At 41.7% G+C, this 17,577-nt stretch carries 18 protein-coding genes, 1 tRNA gene, 1 other RNA gene and 1 pseudogene (1 of these 21 running past the window's edge); 14 read left to right on the top strand and 7 right to left on the bottom strand.

Features of this window, described 5'->3' with window-relative positions:
• Positions 1–8: 8 nt before the first annotated feature.
• The 10 genes and pseudogenes from NZ583_07585 to NZ583_07540 all read left to right on the top strand — a co-directional run bounded on the left by NZ583_07585 (position 9) and on the right by NZ583_07540 (position 7,743).
• Positions 9–242, top strand: coding sequence for a cell division protein ZapB (locus tag NZ583_07585; protein MCS7281462.1), 234 nt, complete (start codon positions 9–11; stop codon positions 240–242).
• Positions 242–502 carry a cell division protein ZapA gene (locus NZ583_07580; protein MCS7281461.1) on the top strand — a complete coding sequence of 87 codons (261 nt, stop codon included), beginning with the start codon at positions 242–244 and terminating at the stop codon, positions 500–502. Before NZ583_07585 ends, NZ583_07580 begins: the two co-directional genes overlap by 1 nt.
• Positions 503–678: non-coding RNA, 6S RNA (gene ssrS, locus NZ583_07575), on the top strand. It abuts the gene before it with no gap.
• Between the two features lie 135 nt (positions 679–813).
• A pseudogene (gene rny / locus NZ583_07570) lies at positions 814–2,301 on the top strand (ribonuclease Y).
• A gap of 52 nt (positions 2,302–2,353) precedes the next feature.
• Positions 2,354–3,136: a TIGR00282 family metallophosphoesterase gene (locus NZ583_07565; GenBank protein MCS7281460.1), complete on the top strand. Its 783-nt coding sequence runs from the start codon at positions 2,354–2,356 to the stop codon at positions 3,134–3,136.
• A gap of 5 nt (positions 3,137–3,141) precedes the next feature.
• On the top strand, positions 3,142–4,374 hold the full coding sequence (tyrS, locus tag NZ583_07560; protein MCS7281459.1) for a tyrosine--tRNA ligase: 1,233 nt from the start codon (positions 3,142–3,144) through the stop codon (positions 4,372–4,374).
• 49 nt (positions 4,375–4,423) lie between these two features.
• Positions 4,424–4,496, top strand: a tRNA-Asn gene (locus tag NZ583_07555).
• A gap of 118 nt (positions 4,497–4,614) precedes the next feature.
• Positions 4,615–5,970 carry a SpoIID/LytB domain-containing protein gene (locus tag NZ583_07550; protein MCS7281458.1) on the top strand — a complete coding sequence of 452 codons (1,356 nt, stop codon included), beginning with the start codon at positions 4,615–4,617 and terminating at the stop codon, positions 5,968–5,970.
• Positions 5,921–6,652 (top strand): sugar phosphate nucleotidyltransferase, encoded by a 732-nt coding sequence (locus NZ583_07545; GenBank protein ID MCS7281457.1) that lies wholly within the window; start codon positions 5,921–5,923, stop codon positions 6,650–6,652. The genes NZ583_07550 and NZ583_07545 overlap by 50 nt, the downstream gene beginning before the upstream one ends.
• On the top strand, positions 6,643–7,743 hold the full coding sequence (locus NZ583_07540; GenBank protein MCS7281456.1) for a phosphotransferase: 1,101 nt from the start codon (positions 6,643–6,645) through the stop codon (positions 7,741–7,743). Before NZ583_07545 ends, NZ583_07540 begins: the two co-directional genes overlap by 10 nt.
• Here the strand turns inward: NZ583_07540 and NZ583_07535 are convergent.
• The 4 genes from NZ583_07535 to NZ583_07520 are packed head-to-tail and all read right to left on the bottom strand — an operon-like array spanning position 7,657 to position 11,252.
• Positions 7,657–8,718, bottom strand: coding sequence for a radical SAM protein (locus NZ583_07535; protein MCS7281455.1), 1,062 nt, complete (start codon positions 8,716–8,718; stop codon positions 7,657–7,659). The two genes, NZ583_07540 and NZ583_07535, sit on opposite strands and share 87 nt — an antisense overlap.
• Positions 8,719–8,736: 18 nt before the next feature.
• Positions 8,737–9,534, bottom strand: a complete 798-nt coding sequence (locus tag NZ583_07530) for a hypothetical protein (protein ID MCS7281454.1) — start codon at positions 9,532–9,534, stop codon at positions 8,737–8,739.
• 26 nt (positions 9,535–9,560) lie between these two features.
• Positions 9,561–10,361 carry a TraB/GumN family protein gene (locus NZ583_07525; protein MCS7281453.1) on the bottom strand — a complete coding sequence of 267 codons (801 nt, stop codon included), beginning with the start codon at positions 10,359–10,361 and terminating at the stop codon, positions 9,561–9,563.
• Positions 10,362–10,403: 42 nt separating this feature from the next.
• Positions 10,404–11,252 carry a hypothetical protein gene (locus NZ583_07520; GenBank protein ID MCS7281452.1) on the bottom strand — a complete coding sequence of 283 codons (849 nt, stop codon included), beginning with the start codon at positions 11,250–11,252 and terminating at the stop codon, positions 10,404–10,406.
• A 76-nt stretch (positions 11,253–11,328) separates the two neighbouring features.
• Here NZ583_07520 and NZ583_07515 point away from each other — a divergent pair, with 76 nt between their 5' ends.
• From NZ583_07515 to NZ583_07500, 4 genes are read left to right on the top strand one after another with little or no spacing between them, the layout of a single operon-like run.
• Positions 11,329–11,637 carry a hypothetical protein gene (locus tag NZ583_07515; protein MCS7281451.1) on the top strand — a complete coding sequence of 103 codons (309 nt, stop codon included), beginning with the start codon at positions 11,329–11,331 and terminating at the stop codon, positions 11,635–11,637.
• Positions 11,638–11,644: 7 nt separating this feature from the next.
• Complete coding sequence (locus NZ583_07510) at positions 11,645–12,787, top strand: radical SAM protein (GenBank protein MCS7281450.1); 1,143 nt, start codon at positions 11,645–11,647, stop codon at positions 12,785–12,787.
• A gap of 2 nt (positions 12,788–12,789) precedes the next feature.
• Complete coding sequence (hemB, locus tag NZ583_07505) at positions 12,790–13,776, top strand: porphobilinogen synthase (protein ID MCS7281449.1); 987 nt, start codon at positions 12,790–12,792, stop codon at positions 13,774–13,776.
• On the top strand, positions 13,752–14,759 hold the full coding sequence (locus tag NZ583_07500; protein ID MCS7281448.1) for a radical SAM protein: 1,008 nt from the start codon (positions 13,752–13,754) through the stop codon (positions 14,757–14,759). Before hemB ends, NZ583_07500 begins: the two co-directional genes overlap by 25 nt.
• Here the strand turns inward: NZ583_07500 and NZ583_07495 are convergent.
• The 3 genes in view from NZ583_07495 to sfsA are tightly spaced (at most 23 nt apart) and all read right to left on the bottom strand, a layout consistent with a single transcriptional unit that may run on beyond the window.
• Positions 14,749–15,855, bottom strand: a complete 1,107-nt coding sequence (locus tag NZ583_07495; GenBank protein MCS7281447.1) for a DegT/DnrJ/EryC1/StrS family aminotransferase — start codon at positions 15,853–15,855, stop codon at positions 14,749–14,751. The two genes, NZ583_07500 and NZ583_07495, sit on opposite strands and share 11 nt — an antisense overlap.
• Positions 15,852–16,415 (bottom strand): nitroreductase family protein, encoded by a 564-nt coding sequence (locus NZ583_07490; protein ID MCS7281446.1) that lies wholly within the window; start codon positions 16,413–16,415, stop codon positions 15,852–15,854. The genes NZ583_07495 and NZ583_07490 overlap by 4 nt, the downstream gene beginning before the upstream one ends.
• Positions 16,416–16,438: 23 nt before the next feature.
• Positions 16,439–17,577: the 3' portion of a DNA/RNA nuclease SfsA gene (gene sfsA, locus NZ583_07485; GenBank protein ID MCS7281445.1), read on the bottom strand. It continues 16 nt past the right edge of the window; only the last 1,139 of its 1,155 coding nucleotides appear in the window; its start codon lies off the right edge, out of view; it ends in the stop codon at positions 16,439–16,441.

Here is a 17,577-nt window from a genome sequence, read left to right as displayed (position 1 = left end):
AATACGATATGAACCTTTTCGATGACGATAAACTTTCGGAACTGGAAGAGAAGATAGATACACTTTTGAAGAACTATAAAGCTCTGAAAGAGGAAAATGACAGGTTTCAGGAGAAGTTTAGGTTACTCGAGGCTGAAAATCGGGAACTGAAAGAGAAAGTAACATTGATGAAGAACGAGAAAGACTTAATTATAGAGAAGATAGGAGCCATCATTGAGAAGATATCGGCCATCCAGAGGTAATGGGAAAAAGGGTGGAAGTGACGATAGGCAACCAGCTATACACATTCGTAGGAGATGATGAAGAAAGGATCAAAAGGGCTGCTGTCCTTGTGGATAATAAGCTGAGCGAGGTCATAAAAGAACATGGGATCGTAAATACAGTAAATGCTCTTATTATGACCCTTATGGAGATGGCGGACGAATATTTGAGCTTAAAGGAGAGAATCGATCGCATAGAAGTGAGTACGAACCGTCTTTTAAAAAAAATGGAGGAGGTTTGAGGTTCCCTGCGATGTCCGTGATAAGTAGTGACTTCGAGCCAACACCTCATCTATGGGAGCCAGATCTTGTTGCCGGGAGCAAGCTCGCGAAAGCGAGAAGCCAAAGGCACAAGCGAGGCACCCACTTTAAATTTGAGGTTCAAGATCTACTATTTACACGGCATTGCGGGGATTTAAATAGAAAAATTCTTGAGGGTTAGTTGCTGAGGGAATAAAGGAATTCAGATATAAACTCACAAAAAAGGAGGTAAAACTAAGGCAAACTAATATTTTCCCCCTCATCACCTAACCCCTTAAAGTAAACAGGGGAAATGTTAATTATCGGATACGTTCTCGTAGCAATTTTTTCTGTTTTTTTTGGTCTTTATCTTTCCCGCTTCATCCAAAGAAAAAGGTTACAGGAGTACGAAAGGATAGGAAAAAAAATCCTAGAGGATGCAAAGCGGGAAGCTGAAGCCATAAAAAAAGAAGCGTCCCTCCAAGCCAAAGATATTGTGCTTCAGGCAAAATCTGAGCTCGAACAGGAAATAAAGGCAAAAAGGCTTGAACTACAAAAGATTGAACAGAGACTTGCTCAGAAAGAGGCAAGTTTTGACCGGAAACTAGATCTCCTCGACAAAAAAGAAGAAGAGCTCGCGAAAAAGGAAAAAGAATTGATGGAGAAAGAGGCTGATGTTCGGGAAAAGGCGAAAGAGTACGAAAAGCTTATCGAGAAGGAAAGGGAAAAACTTGAAACCATCTCTGGAATGACAGTTGAAGAAGCGAAGAATATGCTACTTCAGATGGTAGAGGAAGACGCTAAATTTGAGGCTGTAAAGATTTACAAAAGGATAGAAGAGGAAACCAAGGAAAAAGCGGACAAAAAGGCTAAAGAGATCATAGCCCTTGCGGTTCAAAGATATGCGGGAGAATACGTTGTGGAGGAGACGGTTTCTGTTGTACAGCTTCCAAATGAGGAGATGAAAGGGCGTATAATCGGAAGAGAGGGAAGAAACATAAGGGCCCTCGAGGCAGCAACTGGTGTCGACATAATAATAGACGATACTCCTGAAGCTGTAATCCTTTCTTGCTTTAATCCCATAAGGCGGGAAGTTGCAAGGCTTGCCCTTGAAAGACTGATTACCGATGGAAGGATACACCCTGCAAGGATAGAGGAAGTCGTAGCAAAAGTGGCCGAGGAGCTCGATGAGAAGATCAAGGAGATTGGCGAGAAGGCGGTCTTTGATTTGGGGCTTCATAATGTCCATCCCGAGCTTATAAAGCTCCTGGGCAAACTTCAGTTTAGAAGTAGTTACGCGCAGAACGTTCTTAGACACTCCATTGAGGTCGCATTTATCTCAGGGATTATAGCGGCGGAACTTGGGATAAACGTGAAAGATGCAAAAAGGGCAGGTCTTCTCCACGATATCGGCAAGGCGGTAGACCACGAAGTGGAAGGTTCACATTCAAAAATTGGGGCAGATCTCGCAAGAAGGTACGGGGAAATGGAGGATATAGTGCATGCAATTCTTGCGCACCATGAAGAGGTGGAAGCTCAGTCGGTTTTAGACGTTATCGTGCAGGCAGCGGATGCTCTTTCCGGTGCGCGACCGGGAGCGAGAAGGGAGATGCTCCAGACTTACATAAAGAGGCTGGAAGAGTTAGAAAGGATTGCAAACAGTTTTCCGGGAGTTGAAAAATCGTATGCTATACAGGCCGGAAGGGAAATACGAATAGTCGTGAATAGTGAGTTAGTATCCGATGAGGACCTTTACATCCTCTCTAGGAATATAGCAAAGAGGATTGAAAATGAGCTCTCTTACCCCGGTCAGATAAAGGTAGTTGTAATCCGAGAGACTAGGGCAGTAGAATATGCAAGATAGTCTCATAGAAGTGATCTTTTTGGGAGATGTTGTAGGAAAGCCTGGCAGACTTGCGGTCAAAGAGTTTATCAAAAAAGCGGAGGCAGATTTCATCGTGATAAATGGGGAAAACCTTGCAGGAGGTTTGGGAATTACCCCAAAAGTCGCAGAGGAAATGTTTTCCTGTGGGGTGGATGTCATAACGACTGGAAACCATGTTTGGAAGAAAAAGGAAGTAATGGCATACCTTGGCACAGAAAAGAGGCTTCTTAGACCCCTCAATTATCCACCGGAAGCGCCAGGATACGGCTTTACGGTGGTAAAAAAAGGGGACAAAAAGATATGCGTTGTAAATATTGAGGGGAGGATTTTTATGAACCCCCTTCCGTGTCCTTTTAGGGCGATGGAAGAATTCTTAAAAAGAGAAGGAATAGAAGAACCTGTGATTGTAGACTTTCACGCCGAGGCTACCTCGGAGAAGATAGCTATGGGATGGTTTCTTGATGGCAAAGTTTCTGCAGTTATCGGGACGCATACACACGTACAGACTTCGGACGAGAGAATTCTTCCAAAAGGTACGGGTTACATAACTGATGCTGGAATGACGGGACCTCAAGACTCTGTGATAGGAATGGAAAAAGATATTATAATAGAGCGTTTTTTGACACAGATTCCGCAGAAATTTTGTGTGGGCAAAGATAATGTCGAAATTCAAGGGGTAAAGCTCAAAATCGACAAAGAAACGAGAAAATGTGTGACTATAGAGAGACTGAAAATCAAAGTTGAGCTATGAACCATATAAGCGTCGATAAAGAGATCCAAATAATAAAGAGAGGGACAGTAGACCTCATATCAGAAGAGGAGCTGAAAGAGAAGATTCTTAGATCTCGCAGGGACAAAAAACCACTGCGCGTAAAACTTGGGCTTGATCCGACAGCTCCGGATTTGCATCTGGGTCACACTGTCGTTTTGCAAAAACTGAAACAGTTCCAAGACTTGGGGCATGTAGCCATCTTCCTTATAGGAGATTTTACCGGAATGATAGGGGATCCAACGGGAAGGATTGAAACAAGGCCGGCTTTGAGCAAAGAAGAGATCCTTAAAAATGCAGAAACTTACAAAGCCCAAGTCTTCAAAATACTCGATCCAAAAAAGACGGAAGTTAGGGCCAATAGCGAATGGTTCGAAACGATGAGCGCTATGGACATGATAAGGCTATGTGCCAATTACACTGTCGCAAGGATGATGGAGAGGGAAGATTTTAGGAATAGATACGAGAATAATCTGCCCATTAGCATCCATGAGTTCCTCTATCCCCTTGTTCAAGCTTACGATTCAGTTGCATTGGAAGCAGATGTGGAACTTGGAGGTCACGACCAGATATTTAACCTTTATGTGGGAAGGGAGATTCAGAGAGCTTACGGACAGGAACCGCAAGTTATAGTTACAGTTCCCCTCTTAGAAGGGATAGACGGTGTGAATAAGATGAGTAAAAGCTACGGTAACTATGTTGGGATCGATGAACCCCCTGATGTCATGTTTGGTAAGCTGATGTCCATATCTGATGAGCTCATGCTCAAATATTATGAGCTTCTAAGCGATATAAGTCTCGATGAACTCAAAATCTTAAAGGAGGGAATACACGAAGGGAAGATACATCCCAAAGATGCAAAGATAAACCTCGCAAAGGAAATAGTAGCCAGGTTCCATGGAAAAAGTAAGGCTGAAGAAGCTTACCTCAATTTCGAAAGGATCCACAAGGAAAAACAGATCCCGAAAGATTTACCTAAAGTTTTCTTGAAAAAAAGTGTGGAAAAGATACAGGTTCCAACGTTCCTTAAAGAAGTGGGACTCGTCCAGTCATCATCCGAGGCAAGACGCCTACTCAAGCAGGGAGGGGTCAAAATATCATACGGAGAGTCTGGTGTCCTTCAAAAGCTTACGGACGAGACTGTAAGTATAGGAACCTTCGATCAGATCATATTTAAGGTTGGAAAGCGAAAGTTCTTAAAGGTGATCTTTGAGGCTTAACTGAGCTTGACATAAAACGCATACCTATAGTTAACTAATTTAGATTCGTTCCCCGGTAGCTCAACGGCAGTAGCGGCGGGCTGTTAACCCGTAGGTTGCAGGTTCGAGTCCTGCCCGGGGAGTTTTGAAAGTTGCAAAGTTGTAGTTCCCTTCTTAGATCCTTTTCGTAGGAAACTCAGAAATTTGATACATATCTCTCTAATTTTTCACAAAGATGTGTTATAGTTTCGCCGTCCCCTTATGCTGAAGAAGGATATTTCGGTAGGACTGATGGACGGTGTTCAAAAGATCGAAGGAACGCTAAACGGAGAGTTTTTGCTTTCCGGAAAGATTCCGGTCATAGGGCCCTTCTTTTGCGAATATAAAGAAGGGCTCGTGATTCTTACGGTCTCCGGTAAAAGGTTTAGTTCTAGTTTGGAGATAGAGCTTCTAGCAAAAAAAGGCTCAAGTTTCAGTCTAGATGGAATCCGAGTAGGTTCCGGTTTTCACTGGGAGAGATTGGAAAGGCAGACGTTTTTGGGAGATCTATTGATAAGAGTGAGAAAGGACAATCGACTCTGCGCCATTAATCGAATAGGCGTAGAAGAATACATAAAAAGTGTAATCGCTTCAGAGATGAACCCCATGGCTCCTCGGGAGTTTTTAAAAGCCCATGCCTGTGTGGCGAGAAGTTGGGTTTTTTCGAGAATCTTACATAAGTCTCAAGCTTTCCAACAGATTTCTGAAAATAGTGAAAGTGAGATTGTAAAAATCTATGGAAGCGGGGACCATGAATATTACGATGTCTGTGCCGATGATCACTGCCAACGCTATCACGGGTTAACAAAGGTCAAATCTTCGGGAGTTGAAAATGTAGTTGACGAAACAGAAGGTCTCGTTCTCGTATACGGTGATTCTATATGCGATACGAGATACTCAAAATGTTGCGGAGGAATCACAGAAGAATACTCAACCGCATGGGAAGAGATAGAAATCCCATACTTAGTAAGTGTCTCGGACAGTACACGCACGCTCAAACCCCCACGGACGGAAAATGAGGTAAAAAGGTGGATTTTTTCAAAGCCTAAAGTCTTCTGCAATGTCACCGACAGAGCTTTACTCTCCAAGATCTTAAATGAAACCGATTCAGAAACAAAAGATTTCTTTAGGTGGAAAGTGACTCTCTCGGCAGAGTACCTAAAGGACCTTATAAAGATGAAGACGGGTTTAGACGTCGGTGACATAAGAAAAATCGAACCCCTACATAGAGGTCCTTCTGGTAGAATAAAGTGGCTTTTGATTGAGGGGACCAAAAAAAAGGTTAAAGTTGGCAAAGAACTCGAAATAAGAAGGATACTTTCCGATTCTCACATTCTCTCGAGTGCCTTTGTGATTTTGGGAGAAAAAGATAGAGATGGAAATCTTAAATACTTGAACCTTTTTGGAGCAGGTTGGGGACATGGTGTGGGCATGTGCCAAATTGGTGCGGCAAATATGGCAATGAAAGGATACAGGTTCGAAAAGATACTGGAGCATTATTTTAGGGGTACAAGGATCGTAAACATTTATGAAAAGGAGATTCAAGACGGCCTTCATCTTAGCGGCCGGACTCGGTAAAAGACTTTGGCCGTACACTAAATATTTACCGAAGCCACTTCTTCCTCTCTGGGGAAGGCCGATCATCTCTTATATCATCGATAATCTATCAAAATGCGGATTCGAAAAATTCATAATAAATGTCCATCATAAACCCGAAAGTTACGAAAAGGTCTTTCCTGGACTGAGATGGGAAGGAAAATTGATGATTTTAAGATACGAAAGCGAGCTTTTGGACACAGGAGGAGCCCTAAAAAACATTGAGGATCTTCTAACCGACGATGAGGCCATCCTTTGTCACAACGGAGATATCCTAACTACCATTCCTTATGGCAAAGTAATAGATTTCCACGAAAGAGAAAGACCCCTTTTTACGCTGTGTTTGAGGAGCTCGGGGCCAGAAAGGCATATCTACCTTGATGAATCTTACCGTCTCACAGGGATCAGAAGAAACAAAGAAGGTTCTTTGACTTTTGGTTTTCAGTTCACGGGTATCTATGCGGTAGAGACAGAGTCCTTAAAGTACATAGAGCCCAAAAAGAAGATCTCACTAATTGATATTTTACAGAAGCTTTCAAAAAATGACCCAAATAGCGTAAAAGGCGTCATAGTCGATGAAGGTGTATGGTTCGATCTAGGCACAAAGGAGTCGTATAGAGAAGTTAGGCGCAAAAACAAAGTAGACATCTTAGGATGGACATAAAGTCTAAAAGTAGAATCTTAGAGATCTTAAAGAAGAGTCTTTCAATCGAGCTAAATTTTTTTGTGTGGGAACCCCTCTCAAAGAGGGGATCACAGAGAGAGTTTTTCCGTTTGAGAATGCCTGACGGCTCAAGCTTCATAGTGATCCTTTACGACCCAGATCGAACCGAAAATAGATACTACGCAGACATCTGCGATTTTTTAAAAAATATAGGGATTAAAGTTCCTTCCATCATATTCCGTTTAGATGAGGAAAACATTTTGGTTTTAGAAGACCTTGGGGACATGGACCTTTACTCTTTGAGATCGATTAGCTGGGAAAAAAGAAGAATCTATTACCATAAGACTATCGATGAGGTCTCTAAGCTACATAATTACCCAATAGAGACTATAAATGAGAGAGTAAAGCTACAGGCGCCCTTCGACGAGGGGCTTTACAGATGGGAAAGGGCTTATTTTATTGAGAACTTTGTTGAAAAGCTCGTTGGCCTAAAGTTGGAAGAGAAGTTCTATAAAGAACTGGAGCAGGAGTTTGAAAGACTCACTTTTAATCTTTTTCAAACCCCAAAGTGTCTGATCCACAGGGATTTACAGTCACAAAACGTAATGGTAAAGGGAGAAGACGTGTATCTCATAGATTTCCAAGGAATGCGTATCGGAAATCCATTTTACGACCTCGGATCTTTAGTATTCGATGCGTACGTCTCTTTTTCGCAAAGCGAAAGGCAAGAACTAATCGATGCGTATCTGGAGATTAGCAATTTTAACCTTTCAAAAGAGGAAGCCTTGTACGCTATAACCTACGCCTCTACTCAGAGGCTTATGCAGGCACTCGGTGCATTCTCTTACCTTTCTTTGGTGGCTGGACTTAGCGATTTTCAAAGATTTATACCCCAGGCCCTAGAGAATTTGTCATTCCTTTTAGATTTCTTAGACTATATGAAAAGACTAAGAGAACTCATTGAAAAATGCCGAGAAACGCTTATTGCAAAGGAGGTTGACTTTTCAAAAACCGTACATCTTATGGCACGTCCTGCACGCATCAGGAACGGTAAAAAGAGTATGGATGGAATCAAGCCTAAAACTGAATAGGTCATCTAACATGTTCTTTAAGAGGGTTTGCCTCTTTTTATGAGCTTCTCTAAACTCCACGTAATCTCTTTTATTCCACAAGACCTCTAGTGGTTCCTGAAAAATGTTTCCGAAAACGAGCCTTCTCGTTTCACATAGCTTACCTTCAAAGATCCTCACAAATGGGGAAGGGATAGGTGGATTGAGATAGACACATGGTGAAACATCACCATCTACTGAAACATAGAGACAATTTAAGGGATTTTCAGAACAGATGGCCACATCGCTTTTAGTAAGCGAAGGAACTTTAACTTTGATCCCGTACGAGGACGCAATCCTTTTTGCCTCTTGTAATACTTTTTCCCATGGATTCTCTTTTTCGTACGTGAATGCCTTAATACTGTCCTGCCAAAGGTCAGAAATCTGGATCATGTTAATGAATACAATCTCTTTTAAGCCGAGTCTTTTTGCTAGTTCTACGATCAAAGGAGACTCTTCCACATTTTCTTTTAGGAGAAGGTAAACGATATGAATTTTGGGATATCTTTTTGTGGTTTTGGAGAGTTCGCATATATTCCTTATGCCTTCTTCAATTTCCTCAAAACTGGAATTAACTCTTATCCTTTCGTGGGTTGAGGCTTTTGCTCCGGACAACGAAAATCCAAGAAAATCTATACCAGACTCCAAAAGAGCATTCGCGTAATCTTTTGTGAGCCCATATCCGCTCGTAACAAAGCCGACTTTGGGACCTTCGCTTTTTGCTATCCTTATAATATCGATTAAGGATGGGTGGATTAAAGGTTCTCCCCATCCTTCGAGAACGATGTACTCCACGTTTTTAAAATATCTGGCAAGATTTTTAAAATCTTGGACTTCCATGTCCTTTTTTTTGTAGTTGCCGTATACGGACTTGATACACATCCTGCACGAAAGGGGACATCTAGTTGTAATTTCGATCTGCCAGGCGAAGAATTTATATTTTTGATAGAGTTTCATATCGGAAGGATTGTTCCATCATACAAGCTTCTCCAGAAGAAGATCCATAGGCTTTTTATTCGCCTCCCACTCGTATAGATAGTACGGCAGATGAGGTTTGGCACCCCATTTTTCCTTAAAGAATCCTATCCCTTCATTGATTTTTAAACCGAGATTTATGAACCTTTTACTTTCAGCTTTGGACAGATCTATCATGACCTCAAAAAGGAGATCTGATGTACCCGGAACGTAATCTTTTTTCGTTCTTATGTTGAACATGTAGAAAGCATAATCCGAAGACGATGTGTCAACAATGGAGAAAGCAATAAGGCTTCCTTTTTTATCGTAAGCGCTAATTATAGTCGAATGGTCCGATTTTTCAACATAGGCAGAAATTTGTCTATAGATTTTTGACATTTGAGGATTAAGGAGTTTCTCTTTGAGGAACTCATCAATAAGTCGTAAGTGATCTATGGTCAAATCTTTTTGAAGCTCAAAAGTCACTTCTCTTTTTGCCCTCTTTATCATATTCTTCGTCTTTTGCGAAATCCTTACCTCCCTAAGATCTAGAATGTAATAGAAATCAGAAGATTTAGGCTTGGTGTCTTGGAGAGGGTAGGGAAGAATTGCGGATACTTTAGAGTGTGGTCTTTCGCGTCTTAAGTTCTCGATAAGACACAAGAAAACCTCACGATCAAAATTTCCAGATATAGGGTAGCCTACCACAAAGACAAGTCCAGAAGTCTCATACCATAGAAAAGGCTTGAAAAAGAAGGCTTCCCCTTTAAGGATAGAGGTTACGTACGGGTAGATATGTTCAGGTACGTAGGCGTTCATCTGGATCGATTTAAACTCAAAAGAGCTCAGCATTTGTCCTGAAAGATGAAAAACCCATCACTTTTTAACCTCTCTACTATTCCTTTTATGTGAGTAAGACCCACAAAAGCAGAAGCCGATCCTTCTTCAAAAAAAGGCAAGATTCTCCTATAAAGTTCGGGATCCCTTTTTTCGACCACCGATTCACATCTTGTTGGGAAAAGCTCGGTAGTTCTTAGAAGGTTCTCCAGATCACCCTCCAAATAAAAATACGCATACCTTTTTGCGAAAAGTTCCCAATCCCGAAAGAGGTTGAGAAACTTCACAAACCTCTCTACGGGAATTCCCTCAAGTGCCCTGATTTGCTCATCGATGCTTTCAAGATAGTGAATCTTCTTATTTTTCTTTTTTGCCACAACATGGGCTTCCAAATCTAAAGAGTAGGTCCATCCTCTCTCTTTGAGGAAAGATGCCCATATTCTAAAAAAGCACATCCACGGTTTTAAGCCTCTAAGATCCATCTCAAGCCTACTTTTTGATCTGCCCTGAAAGTAGCCAAAATATCTAGAAATCTCCGATTCATTTTTGCTTTTACTAGATTCATACTCTTCTTCCAAGATCCTAAGGGTATTTTTGTCTAATAGGTCGATTAACGAAGTGGAAGTGGACGTTTCATACCCTGAGGCCACCACTCTTTCCATGTCGCTTTCAGTTAGCGGTCCCTCGAATAGGACGATATTTACCTTTGAAATCAGCTTCTTTAGCGATTTCCGGAAGCTAAAAGGGAAGAAGTGGGCTGTGCCACAGATGTAGTTTATCTTTCCGGACTTTTCAACTCTAAATACCATCCTTAGGGGTTTCGACCAAAAACCAAAAGGAACCATTTTTCCCTATAGGATCCTTTCCAGTCTTTTTATTTTTTCGAGCAGATTTTTTTTCCTCCTTACCTCTATAAACTCATAGGGTAGAAATGGTTTCCCACCCCACTTTTCTTTAAATCTCTTTATTCCCTCGCTTACTCCCAAGCCGAGATGGATGTATTTTTTTTCAAGTTTCTTTGCAAGATTTACCATTTCTAAGAAGAGTATGTCAGAAACACATTTTATGTCCAAAGAAGTTTTTCTGCATCCCAAAAGGTACACGAGAAAGTCTTTTGCATGGGCATCTATCACATAGAAACCGCAAAGATTCTCGGCTAAATCACGGGCCTCAATGAGATACGAAAGCTGGGCATCCCGTATATAAGTTGGTATCGTCTTAAAAAGGGCTAGTACGAATGGATCTAGAACCTTACCTTTAAGGAACTCCTCTGTTAGAGCTAGATGCTCCTCTGTATAAGACTTGGATATCTTCAAAGAAACCCTAGATGAAGCGTTGTTGACTTTCTTTATTAGCCTTTCTGGAGGTATGTAAGAGTTAAGCTCTAAAATGTAATATCGATCCTTGCTCTGCAAAGAAGCTTTTTCTTTCAGTTGATTAGGAATCTTAGGAGCTATAAGCCAAAGGTACTCGAAATCGAAACTGTCGAAGATACGGTCGAGAGAACTAAGGATTTTCTCTTCAGAGTATGGAAGTCCGAGGGGATATCCAACGAAGATGACCCAGTAATCGCCCCTAAAATAAAGAAATCCCTCGGAAAAGAAGGGTTCACCCTTTGATAGAGCCGTAATAAGTGGGATTACGTGTTCCGGAACGTAGGCTAATTCGTTTATTCGAAGTTCCAGTTTTCGGTCCAACATCTTACCCGTTCTTGTTTATAATTATACCGCTCTATGGTATGATTAGGTGAAAAAAGCTCCAAGGAGGTTTAAGATCATGAAAAAAAGCAAGGTCTTTGCCTTTTTCATTTTTTCACTCCTTATTTTAAGTCATGCCTATTCCTCGGAGGCTTTAAGAACATTTACTGGAAATGTGAAGGCGATCGACCCTAAAGGAACTGCTATCGTTGTTTCGGAGATGATAGGAAAGTCAGAAATGGTTGTTGGGGTAATAATTACTCCGGAGACGGTGGTGGAGATAAAAGGCAAAAAGGGGGATTTAAAGGATATAAAGGTGGGCGATAGGGTTACCTTAATTTACGAGAGGACAAAGGATCTTTACGCAAAAAAGATAATCAAAAAGTGAGGGAGCCTTGGTAAGTATCACGAAGCTTTACTGCGGTGCAAAGGAAAGTTTCGACGAAGTCCGCTACGGGACTCCTCCCGATAAAAGAAAACCTGTTGTGGTATGGAATATAACAAAAAGTTGCAATCTTTTCTGCAAGCATTGCTATGCAAACGCAGAGCCGGGCCAAAACGAGGAATCGATTATCGATACCAAAGAAGCTAAGGAGATCATAGAGGATTTTGCCTCTTTTGGAGTCCCTGTCATTCTTTTTTCTGGTGGGGAACCCCTTCTCCGCCACGACATATTCGAGCTTTTAAAGCATGCAAAGATGTTGGGACTAAGAACGGTGCTTTCAACAAACGGGACTCTGATTACCAAGAAAGTGGCCGAGCAACTTGCCGAAAGTGGAATCTCTTACGTTGGCGTAAGCCTAGACGGGGTAGGCGATGTTAACGATCTTTTCCGTGGAAGACTAGGAGCCTTCGATGAGGCAAAAGAAGGGATACGCAACTGCAAGGAGGCAAAAATCAAAATTGGTATAAGATTCACGATAACGAAGGAGAACTATCATCATATTCCTGAAATCTTCGATTTTTTTGAGGATGAAGATATCGACCGGCTCTGTTTTTATCATCTTGTCTATTCTGGACGGGCAAAGAGCCTTATGGATCTAGATCTTGATCATGAAACTAGAAGAAGAGTTTTGGATTACATAATTGAGCGAACGAAAGCCATATATGCCAAAAATAGAAGAGTTGAAGTTCTCACTGTGGATAACCACGCGGACGGACCGTATGTTTATCTAAAGCTTTTAAGAGAGGATCCAAAAAGGGCTAAAGAGGTTTACCAGTTCCTTCTCAAAAATGGGGGAAACCTCTCAGGGATCGGTATTGTCTCTATCGATGAAAGAGGGGATGTTCATCCAGACCAGTTTTGGAAAGATTATACGTTAGGCAACTTAAAAGAAAGGTCCTTGGGCTCGATCCTAAGTAACGATGGGCTTATAAAGGCCTTAAGGAATAAAAAGTCGTTTTTGACGGGAAGGTGTGCAAGGTGTAGATTCATCGACATATGTGGTGGAAATTTCAGGGTGAGAGCCTATGCGAAAACTAGCGATCTTTGGGCTCCTGATCCTCAGTGCTATCTGACCGACGAGGAGATCTCGTAAGAATGGGGTATCCTTTTTCAAGGCCCAGAAGGCTAAGGAAGACTGAAATACTTAGAAACCTCATAAGAGAGACCCATCTTTCCCTAAATTACTTAGTCTATCCGTTATTCGTCAAAGAGATGACGCAAATGAAGACTGAGATTCCTTCTATGCCCGGCATATACCAATTCTCACCCGATGGTCTACTTAGGGAAATCGAAGAACTCTTAAATCTATCGATAAGATCGGTGCTTTTATTTGGAATACCGGGAAGGAAAGATGAGGTAGGAAGTGAAGCCTACAGAGAAGATGGAATAATCCAAAAGACGGTAAAAAAAATAAAGAAAGCCTTTGGCGATGACTTAGTTGTAATAACGGATGTGTGCCTATGCGAATACACAAGCCACGGACATTGTGGTGTGCTTAAAGGTGACACCGTTGACAACGATGAGACTATAAAAATACTCGCAAAAGTGGCTCTTTCCCACGCAGAATCTGGGGCAGACATCGTTGCTCCATCCGATATGATGGACGGAAGAGTCCAAGCAATAAGGAGAGAGCTAGATTCGAATGGATATTCACATATTCCGATCATGAGTTACTCCGCAAAGTACGCCTCCTCTCTTTACGGACCTTTTAGAGTCGCTGCCGAGTCAAAACCTCAGTTTGGAGATAGACGTTCCTATCAGATGGATTATCCTAACAAGAAAGAAGCGTTAAAAGAGATAGAGCTCGATATTGCGGAGGGTGCGGATATCGTTATGGTCAAACCTGCCATCTTTTATTTAGACATCATAGGTCTTGCAAGATCGACATTCAATGTGCCAATTGCCGCATATTCTGTGAGTGGTGAATATCTCATGGTCAAAGAGGCGGCAAAAACTGGATTTATAGATTACAAAAGTCTTGTTGTGGAACTTACAACATCGATAAGGCGAGCTGGGGCAGACATCATCATCACATACTTTGCCAAGGATATAGCTAAGTGGATGAGAGAGGGTTCCCTTTAAGGATAGTAGCCTGGGAACTTACAAGGTCCTGCAACCTTGAGTGTCTCTACTGCCGGGCCTCAGCAACGAAGGAGGTGCCTCAAGGAGAGCTCACTACTTCTGAGTGCAAATCGATCATCGATTCAATAGCCTCTTTTTCTTCCCCGATAATTATACTTACAGGTGGCGAACCCCTTCTGCGGAAGGATATCTTCGAGATAGTGGAACACGGAAGTATAAAAAAGGGTCTCCATATGGTTTTTGCGACAAATGGGAGTTTGCTCACAAAGGAAACTGTTAGGATCCTAAAAGCTTTAGAAATAAAGAGAATAAGTCTCAGCCTAGATGGAAAGGACAAAGAATCCCACGATGGATTGAGGGGTGTTGAAGGATCGTTTGATTGTGTGATTGAGGCTACGAAGATACTAAATGAAGAGGGGATGCCCTTTCAGATAAATACGACGATAACTTCTTTAAACATAAGAGAGATAGAATCTATTTTTGAACTGACAAAATCTCTTGGTGCCTGCGCATGGCACCTTTTTTTCTTCGTGCCTGTCGGTCGAGGAAAGAGCATAAAAGACAAAGGACTTGAGGCGATGGAATACGAAAAGACACTGAAGAGAATCTACGAGTTGGCACAAAGAAAAGAGATAGAAATCAAGGTCACCTGTGCTCCCCAGTATTACAGGATACTTAAAGAAGAGGGAGAAGAATTAAGAGGGAGTGGATGTCTTGCAGGAAAGAGTTTCATGTTCATTTCCCATGTGGGTGTTGCCCAGCCTTGCGGATATCTGGAGATACCTTCAGGGGATGTTAGAGCTCATGGTGTAAGATACGTGTGGGAAAAATCAGAAGTTTTTTTAAGACTTAGGAACTTTAGGGAGTACCAGGGGAGATGTGGCAAATGTAGATACATAAAAATATGCGGCGGATGCCGGGCGCGGGCCTACGAAGAATTCGGAGATTTTATGGAAGAAGAGCCTCTCTGCACTATCTCTTAAAAAACTTTTTTACGCATCGTACTATATACTCTTTCTCTCTCTCTTTGAGTTCAGGATACACAGGGATGGCAAGACTTGTTCTTGAAGCCTCTTCAGAGCAGGGAAAATCCCCCTTTTTATACCCTAAGTACAAAAAACACTTCTGAAGGTGTAAGGGTAACGGATAGTATATCCCTGTCTGTATCCCCTTTTTCTCTAAGAATTCCTTGAGTTCATCCCTTTTTTCTGTCCTTATCACATATTGATGGAATACGTGGGATCCATCGTCTTCTAACTCGGGAAGAACAAGTGGCAGATCTTTAAAAGCCGAATTATAGTATTTTGCGTTTTCTATTCTCTTTTTGTTCCATTCCTCCAGGTAAGGAAATTTCGCGCAAAGTGCGTAGGCTTTTATCTCGTCGAGCCTGCTATTTATACCTATAAGATCATGGGTGTAAGGCTTCTCATCCATTCCATGGACTCTCAACTTTTTTGCCTTTTTTGCTATAGATTCATCGTAGGTCAATACCATCCCGCCCTCGCCGATTCCCCCTAAGTTTTTTGTTGGATAAAAGCTTAAAGCAGAGACGTGTCCAAAGGATCCGGCCATTTTGCCATCTTTTTTGGCACCGATCGACTGGGCCATATCCTCTATCACGTATAACTTGTGCTTTTCTGCAATGGCCATTATCTTATCAATCTGACAGATTTTACCAAATAGATGAACGACGATTATTGCCCTTGTTCTTTCCGTAATGGCGTCTTCAACTTTTGTTGGATCTATATTCATGAATCTTGGCTCTATATCCACAAATACAGGTTTAGCCCCCACAAGTGTTATCGAACTTGCGGTCGAAAAAAAAGTGTAAGGTGTGGTTATAACTTCGTCACCGATGCCTATGTCGAGAGCTCGCAAAGAAAGAATTAAAGCGTCAGTTCCATTTGCACACGAAATAGCGTAAGGAACACCTATGTAAGTAGCAATTTTTTCTTCGAGAAGCTGGCAGTACTCTCCCAAAACGAGCTTTTGTTCATCAAGAATCTGTTTTAGACCCGCAAGGATTTCCTTTTTGACTTTCCTATACTGGGCCTTGAGATTGACCAACGGTATCTTCATGGTTCATTTATGTATGGGTTTCCGAATCTGTTAAGAAAAAGAATCTCCTTTAAAGGCTTTCTCGGAGTTACGTTTGGTTTTTCGTCGAAATACCCGATGGGACTCATTGCTACTATCGTATAGCCTTCAGGTACTCCAAGTATTTTCTCTGCTTCTTCATGGTTGAAAGCTCCGATATGGCACGTTCCTAATCCAAAATTCCATGCCGCAAGAACGATGTGTTCCATAGCGATACCCGCATCAAACATGTAGTAGTCTCCTTTTGAAGTTCTTGGAACACCCTTTCTGAAGCCAGAAACACCCTTTTCAGAAACAAGACACACAAGTATTGGAGCCTTTGTTACCGCCTCTTTGGCCGGGTTATTCTCTGTCAATGTCTTTGCCAAAGCCTCCTTTACGCTTTTGTCCTTTACGATCACAAACCGCCAGGTCTGACTATTGGCCCAGGAGGGCGATCTTCTTGCCGCATCAATGATCTCGAGAAGGATCTCTTCAGGTACCTCGTCTTCTTTATACTTTCTTATGCTTTGCCTTTCATGTATGACTTTCATAAGATCCATTATTTGACCTCCGTCCTTTTTTATCACAGAAAATGTTCCTTCTCAATCATTTCGAGCCTTTCTTCTATTAAACCTAGTCTTAAGTAAAGTACGAAATCTATAAATCTTTCATTTTTTAATGGGTCCTTTTCAAATCCGAAAAGATGGCTTAAGCATTTGCAGTCTGAGGAGCCGAAATTCGGTATTATCCAATCACACATCGCAGCAAGCCTACGAGCTATGTAACACTCATAGGGCTTATCGATTCTTACGGGAAGGTGAAAGTAGGGTCTAAATTTTGATGTGAGATAATCTATGTGCCAAAAAACTTTCTTTTTTTTCCTCCCATGCCTTTCGATTCTTTTTTTAAGACACATTTTTGCGGATCCGGAATAGACATAGTAACCGCTTCTTATGGAAACCTGTCCCAGGGCTCCTATTTGGAGATCCACGTCTTTTTCGATCTTTAGACCTAATAAGTAAACCCCTGAATCCTTCTTTACCTTGATAAGCTCATGCCAAGGGATAGAAAGCTCTTTTACTTCCGAAATTGAGAGATCCTCGCCAAAGCCGAAAGAAATTGCACCAATCCAAATTTTTTCAGATGCCAAAAAAAGCTCTCTGGCAAAGTGAAAATCGTTGTGGAAGTCGGGAAGAAAATACTTGACAGTTGGAGAGCTAACGACGAATAAGATTCCAGCGTCCGTGTCCCCATTTTTAAGTTTTAGGAGCTCTTTGATGTGGGACCTTCCTCTTTCTGTTTGGCAGTCGGGAAACATGGAGAGAACGGTTCTAAAAAGGGTTGAATTCTTAACCTCAAGACAGAGCTTCCTTCCATCTTTTTCCAAAATAAAATCGATCCTTCTTCGGTTGACCGGCACTTCTTTCTTTAGGACCCTGTAACCGACAAGGGAAGGGATCAAATCACGTTCTACTAAATGACATACCAGTTGATTAGTGAGAACTGTATCAACGAGAATTTTTAGACCATCCTTTTCCACAAACCGGATTTTAAAAGGCAACTTTCCCTTATCATTTTTTACCACGTAAACCTTCCTATTTTCAGTAAGAAGTTCCATCAGTTTTCCTGAATTTGGAAGGTGTGCGAAAGTCTGTTCACCGTCAATTGCGCATTCGCAAACAAAACGGTTAGTTCGTCTGAGAAAAATTCCTTCCCTGAGAA

It is taken from the genome of Thermodesulfobacteriota bacterium (assembly GCA_025062045.1).
In the GTDB taxonomy this organism is placed as follows: Bacteria; Desulfobacterota; Syntrophorhabdia; order Syntrophorhabdales; family JANXAF01; genus JANXAF01.
This window is presented reverse-complemented; position numbering and strand designations above follow the sequence as displayed.